Annotated in this window: 5 protein-coding genes; all 5 read left to right on the top strand. The window is 69.7% G+C overall.

The window, feature by feature from the left end; genetic code table 11:
- Positions 1 to 1,002: DUF7847 domain-containing protein (locus GA0115259_RS14520; RefSeq protein ID WP_237540001.1), on the top strand; the 1,002-nt coding region annotated here is incomplete at its 5' end.
- Positions 1,003 to 1,006: 4 nt separating this feature from the next.
- Positions 1,007 to 1,696 carry a DUF4129 domain-containing protein gene (locus GA0115259_RS14515; RefSeq protein ID WP_093596242.1) on the top strand — a complete coding sequence of 230 codons (690 nt, stop codon included), beginning with the start codon at positions 1,007 to 1,009 and terminating at the stop codon, positions 1,694 to 1,696.
- Positions 1,693 to 2,940: a DUF4350 domain-containing protein gene (locus GA0115259_RS14510; protein ID WP_218104219.1), complete on the top strand. Its 1,248-nt coding sequence runs from the start codon at positions 1,693 to 1,695 to the stop codon at positions 2,938 to 2,940. Before GA0115259_RS14515 ends, GA0115259_RS14510 begins: the two co-directional genes overlap by 4 nt.
- Positions 2,937 to 3,929 carry an AAA family ATPase gene (locus GA0115259_RS14505; protein WP_093596239.1) on the top strand — a complete coding sequence of 331 codons (993 nt, stop codon included), beginning with the start codon at positions 2,937 to 2,939 and terminating at the stop codon, positions 3,927 to 3,929. Before GA0115259_RS14510 ends, GA0115259_RS14505 begins: the two co-directional genes overlap by 4 nt.
- Positions 3,930 to 3,940: 11 nt before the next feature.
- Positions 3,941 to 5,251, top strand: coding sequence for a DUF58 domain-containing protein (locus GA0115259_RS14500; RefSeq protein ID WP_093596236.1), 1,311 nt, complete (start codon positions 3,941 to 3,943; stop codon positions 5,249 to 5,251).
- Positions 5,252 to 5,441: the final 190 nt, after the last annotated feature.

Genomic DNA, 5,441 nt, shown 5'->3' with positions numbered 1-5,441 from the left:
GGCTGGGGCCCACCGCCCGCCGCCAAGCCGGGCGTGATCCCGCTGCGCCCGCTCGGCGTCGGCGAGATCCTGGACGGCGCCGTCTCCACGCTGCGCGCCCACTGGCGGACCGTGCTGGGCGTCACCCTCGCCGTCGCCGTGGTCACCCAGATCGCCGAGATCCTCGTCCAGCGTTATCTCCTTCCCGAGCCGGTGGCCATCGACCCCGACGCGAGCCCCTCGGAGGCCCTCAACCAGGCCGCCGACTCGGTGCAGCAGAGCCTTGTCTCGCTCGTCCCGTCGCTGGCCCTCACCGTGATCGGCACCCTCTTCACCACCTCGATACTCACCGTGGTGATCAGCCGCTCCGTGCTGGGACGCCCGGTCACACTCTCCGAGGCCTGGCGCGAAGCCCGGCCCCGGCTCCCCCAACTCCTCGCCCTGACCGTGCTGCTGCTCCTCATGAGCACGGCCATCATGACGATCAGCGTCCTTCCCGGCGTGCTGCTGGGATCGGCCGCGGGAGCCGCGCTCGCCCTGCTCGGCGGATTCCCGGGCGTCGCCGTCGTCATCTGGCTGATGGTCCGCTTCAACCTCGCCTCGCCCGCGCTCATGCTGGAACGCCGGGGCGTGATGGCGTCCTTGCGCCGCTCCGCCAAGCTCGTGGCAGGCGCCTGGTGGCGCACCTTCGGCATCCTCCTGCTCACTCTGGTGCTGACCTTCCTCGTCACGCTGGTCATCGCCGTGCCCTTCGGCATCCTCGCCGCCGCGGTGGACGGCGGTGGTCTCGACGGCCTGCTCTCCGGCACCGGTGCGAATCTCGGCTGGCCCTTCCTGATCATCACCGGCATCGGGACCGTGGTCGCCACCACGATCACCTATCCGATCTCCGCCGGTGTGACCGTTCTCCTCTACGTGGACCAGCGCATCCGCCGCGAGGCCCTCGACCTCGAACTGGCGCGGGCCGCGGGCGTACCGGGCTACGGCTCCCAGCAGCCGGGCCACGGCCCTGCCAGGAGCTGATGCGGTGTCCATCACGGGGGGAGCGACATCGGCACGGCTGCTGATACGCCTGAGCGACGACATACCGGTGGACACCCCGCGCATCCCCGCCCGGGAAGCGGCGGAGCGCGAACTGTCCAAACCGATGTACCACGAGAACGACCCGAACCTTCTCCAGCGCGCGATCAACCGCTTCTGGGAATGGATCGGCGATCTCCTCGACGCCGCTTCCGGCGTCGCCCCCGGCGGTCCGCTCGGCCTGGCCGTCGTCGTCCTGGTCGTGGTGGTCCTCCTCGCCGCCCTGTGGTGGCGGCTGGGCACACCTCGCCGCATACCCGGCTCGGCCGGCGCGCTCTTCGAGGACGGGCCGCGCAGCGCCGCCGAACACCGCGCCGCTGCCGAAACACACGCCGCCGCCCAGCGCTGGAACGAGGCTGTCCAGGAGCGGATGCGCGCCATCGTCCGGTCCCTGGAGGAACGAGCGCTGCTCGACCCGCGCCCCAGCCGCACCGCCGACGAAGCCGCCGCCGAGGCCGGACGCCCGCTCCCCGACCACGCCGACCGACTCCGCGCCGCCGCGGGCGAGTTCGACGACGTCACATACGGAGGCCGCAGCGCCGGCCAGCGGACATATCTGCGTCTGCGTGAACTCGATCTCGATCTGGAACGAGCGAAGCCGCAGTTGAGCACCGCATCCGGAGGAACCGCCGAGTGACCTCCCCGACCGGCTCCACATCGCTCTCCCTCACCGCCGGCCAGATCTGGACCCGAGCCCGCGGACTGCTCCTCGCCCTCGCCATCCTTCTGACGGCCGGAATCATGATGGCCGCACTCACCTCGGGCGACCAGCACGGCCGACTCGACCCCCGCTCCGCCGACCAGTACGGCAGCCGCGCCGCCGCCGAGCTGCTCAGGAACAGCGGAGTGTCCATCGATGTCGTCACCACACTGGACGAGGCCACGGCCGCAACCGGCCCCGACACCACGCTCCTTGTCACCAATCCCGATCTGCTGACACCTCACCAGCAGTGGCTCCTGCACGACACGACCGCGCTCTCGGGAGGCCGCACCGTCCACCTCGGCGCCGGCCCGCCCTCGGTCGACATACTGGCCCCCAGTGTCCGTACCAGCACACCCGCGCCCGTCTCCGCACGAGCCCCGCGCTGCTCGCTGCCCACCGCCGCCCGCGCGGGCACCGTCGACATCGGCGGCGAGCGATACGTCACCGACTCGCCCGACGCCGACGGCTGCTACCTGAGTGACGGTGTGCCCACCCTGCTCAGGATCCCCGCCACAGAAACAGATACGGACACGGAAACAGGGGCAGGCACGAATGCGGATGCCGGTGACACTGTCCTGCTCGGCTCCCCCGATCTTCTCTACAACGACCGCCTCGACAAGCAGGGCAACGCCTCGCTCGCCCTGCAACTCCTCGGTTCCCGGCCTCATCTCGTCTGGTACCTCCCTTCGCTCAGTGATGCCTCTGCCTCCCAGGGCAGCGGCGATAACAGTGGGGACGACGGCGACAGCGGCTTCCTCGATCTGATCCCGTCAGGCTGGCTCTGGGGCACCTTCCAGCTCTTCCTCGCCGCGGTGCTCGCCGCCGTCTGGCGCGCCCGCAGGCTGGGCCCTCTCGTGGCCGAACGGCTCCCCGTCGCCATCCGGGCCTCCGAGTCCACCGAGGGCCGCGCCCGCCTCTACCGCAAGGCGAACGCCCGGGACCACGCGGCATCGGCCCTGCGCTCGGCGACCCGCGAACGCCTCGCACCTCTCCTCGGCGTCCCAGCCACCGAGGCACACTCGCCCGAGTCCCTGATCCCGGCCGTCGCCTCGCACCTCGCGGACACCGCCCAGGACCCGCGCACCCTGCTCTTCGGCCCGGCCCCGGCCGACGACGCCGCTCTGGTCCGCCTGGCGGACCAACTCGACGCCCTCGAAAGAGAGGTACGCACTTCATGAGTGCTCCGCCCACACAGAACGCCGAGAAGGCCGAGAACACGGACAGCGCCCGCGCTTCCCTGGAGGCCCTGCGCGCCGAGATCGCGAAGGCGGTGGTCGGCCAGGACCCCGCCGTCACCGGGCTTGTCGTAGCCCTTCTCTGCCGCGGCCATGTCCTCCTCGAAGGAGTCCCCGGCGTCGCGAAGACCCTTCTGGTACGGGCACTCGCCGCTTCGCTGGAACTCGACACCAAGCGCGTCCAGTTCACCCCGGATCTGATGCCGAGCGATATCACCGGATCCCTCGTCTATGACGCCAGGACCGCCGAGTTCTCCTTCCAGCCCGGCCCTGTCTTCACCAATCTGCTGCTGGCCGACGAGATCAACCGCACGCCGCCCAAGACCCAGTCCTCACTCCTGGAAGCGATGGAGGAGCGCCAGGTCACGGTCGACGGCACCCCGCGCCCGCTCCCCGATCCGTTCCTTGTCGCTGCCACCCAGAACCCTGTCGAGTACGAGGGCACCTATCCGCTGCCCGAAGCCCAACTCGACCGCTTTCTTCTCAAGCTGACCGTGCCACTGCCGTCCCGCGACGACGAGATCAGCGTCCTGACCCGCCACGCGGAAGGCTTCAACCCTCGTGATCTCCAGGCCGCGGGGGTACGGCCCGTCGCCGGACCGGCCGACCTGGACGCGGCGCGCGACGCTGTAGCCAAGACATCCGTCTCGCCCGAGATCGCGGGCTATGTCGTCGATATCTGTCGTGCCACGCGTGAATCCCCCTCGCTCTCACTCGGCGTCTCCCCGCGAGGCGCCACTGCCCTGCTCTCCACCGCCCGCGCCTGGGCCTGGCTCACCGGCCGGGACTATGTCATCCCGGACGATGTGAAGGCCCTGGCTCTCCCCACACTCCGCCATCGCATCCAACTGCGGCCTGAGGCCGAGATGGACGGAGTCACCGCCGACTCCGTCATCACCGCGATCCTCGCCAATGTCCCCGTTCCCCGATGAGGCGGTGAACCGTGGCTCTCACCGGACGCACCGCACTCCTCGCGGCCCTTGGCACTCTCCCCGTCGGCATCTACGCCCCCGGCTGGGCGGGGATCCTTGCCGTCAATGCGCCGCTCTCGCTAGCAATTCTGTGCGACTACGCCTTGGCCGCACCAGTGCGAACGCTCCGATTCACCCGAAGTGGTGATACGTCTGTTCGACTCGGCGAAGGCGCCAACGTCCATCTCACCGTCACCAACCCTTCGGGCCGCAGGCTCCGCGCCCATTTGCGCGACGCCTGGCCCCCCAGCAGCTGGTTCGCCGGAACCGAACAAGCCGCGTCCCGACACAAGCTGACCATCCCGGCAGGTGAACGCCGACGGCTCAGCACGTCCCTCCATCCGACCCGCCGTGGTGACCGCCGCGCGGAACGCGTGACGGTGCGCTCGTACGGTCCCTTGGGCCTGGCGGCCCGCCAGGGCAACCATGACGTCCCGTGGACGCTACGGGTGCTGCCGCCCTTCAGCAGCCGCAAGCACCTGCCGTCCAGGCTTGCCCGACTGCGCGAGCTGGACGGCCGTACCAGCGTGCTGACCCGTGGCGAAGGCACCGAATTCGACAGCCTCCGCGAGTACGTACCCGGCGACGACACCCGGTCCATCGACTGGCGTGCCACCGCCCGCCAGTCGACCGTCGCTGTACGGACCTGGCGCCCAGAACGCGACCGGCACATCCTTGTCGTCCTCGACACCGGCCGCACATCGGCCGGCCGGGTCGGCGACGTCCCGCGTCTCGACGCGGCCATGGACGCCACACTCCTTCTCACCGCGCTCGCCTCACGAGCAGGCGACCGTGTGGACCTCCTCGCCTACGACCGCCGTGTACGCGCTCAGGTCCAGGGCCGTTCCGCGGGCGATGTCCTGCCGACAATGGTCAACGCGCTCGCCCCGCTCGAACCGGAGCTCGTCGAGACGGATGCACGCGGTCTCAGCGCGGCCACGCTGAGGAACGCGCCGCGCAGATCGCTCGTCGTACTTCTCACCAGTCTCGACGCGGCCCCCATCGAGGAGGGACTCCTTCCCGTCCTCCCTCAGCTCACCAAACGCCACACGGTCCTCCTCGCCTCCGTCGCCGATCCCCATATCGAAAGCATGGGTACTCGACGGGGCACAGTGGACGCGGTCTACGAGGCCGCCGCCGGCACTCAGGCACAGGCACAGCGACGTCGCACGGCGGAGCAATTGCAGAGGCATGGCGTCACCGTTGTGGATGCCATCCCGGAGAAACTGGCTCCGGCTCTCGCGGATGCGTATCTCGCGCTGAAGGCAGCGGGACGCCTCTGATACGGGGCCAGGACCCCGATTGCGCGTAGCCGATGAAGGCGGTCGGCTACCGCATAGGACTTTGAAATGGCCCCTAAACGCAGAAATGCCCTGCACCAGATACCTGGCACAGGGCATTCCCACAATAATCGTTCGGCGGCGTCCTACTCTCCCACAGGGTCCCCCCTGCAGTACCATCGGCGCTGTGAGG

It is taken from the genome of Streptomyces sp. MnatMP-M17, from assembly GCF_900091995.1.
GTDB lineage: Bacteria > Actinomycetota > Actinomycetes > Streptomycetales > Streptomycetaceae > Streptomyces.
Note: the sequence above shows the minus strand (reverse complement) of the source record. Positions and strands in the feature narration are given on the sequence as shown.